The organism is Oleiphilus sp. HI0125, assembly GCF_001635355.1.
Genome location: NZ_LWGF01000251.1, coordinates 1 through 954, shown reverse-complemented (window position 1 = coordinate 954; position 954 = coordinate 1). Strand labels below are relative to the sequence as shown.

Sequence of the window (954 nt, the reverse complement as noted above, 5' to 3'; positions counted from 1 at the left end):
TTTAACCGCTGGGATGCTGCGCAAAGCCTAGCATTGCTTGAATTGAATGCCATAGTCTCAACGGTGAAGAACGGTGGTAATGCTCAGCTCTCTAGTGCCTATGTCGGTGCGATTCGAAGCATCATTAGCAACGAGTCATTAGACAAAGCGATGGTCAGCAAACTGTTGCAACTGCCAAGTGCTGCTTATCTGATTGAGCTAGCAGAAGAAGCTGATGTGGATGCTATTTGTACTGCGCGAAATCTCGCTCGTAAGCAATTAGCGTTCGATTTACAGAAGGAACTGGTTGCATGTTATCAGCGTAATCAGGGGTGCGAGAAAGGCCTAAGTTACGCTGAAATGTCTGTTCGAGGGCTTCGAAATACTTGTTTAGCACTGTTGTCAGCCAATGCGAATGATGAATTCATGAGCCTTTGTCGCAAGCAGTTTGTTAATGCTCAGAATATGACAGACCAAGTTGGAGCATTGTCTGCCATGATTGCCTCGGGCAACAAGCAAGATGCCGATGACTTATTGGCACGTTTTTATGATCAGTGGAAAGAAGATGCTCAGGTTATGGAGTTATGGTTCTCTGTGCAATCGTCAGCGTCTTCATATGCTGATTTAACACACATTCAATCGTTGATGGAGCATCCTGATTTTGATTTCTTGAATCCAAATAAACTGCGTTCGGTTGTAGGTGTTTTTGCAAATCAGAATTTAGAGAATTTCCATAAGTTAGATGGTTCAGCTTATGCCTTCTTGGCAGACCAAATCATAAAGTTGGACGATCTAAATCCTCAAATCGCCTCGCGATTAGCCACGCCGTTGACGCGTTGGAAAAAATATAATCCTGCACGCCAAGCATTGTTACGAAGTCAGTTAACGCGAATTCAAGGCAAGTCGAATCTTTCTAAAGATCTTAGAGAGGTGGTTGATAAGAGTCTCGTATCATAAACGCATATCTCATTTTAA

Annotated in this window: 1 protein-coding gene; it reads left to right on the top strand. The window is 43.2% G+C overall.

The window, feature by feature from the left end; all coding sequences use genetic code 11:
* On the top strand, positions 1–936 hold a 936-nt coding region (locus A3762_RS03700), incomplete at its 5' end, for an aminopeptidase N C-terminal domain-containing protein (RefSeq protein ID WP_156493200.1).
* Positions 937–954: the final 18 nt, after the last annotated feature.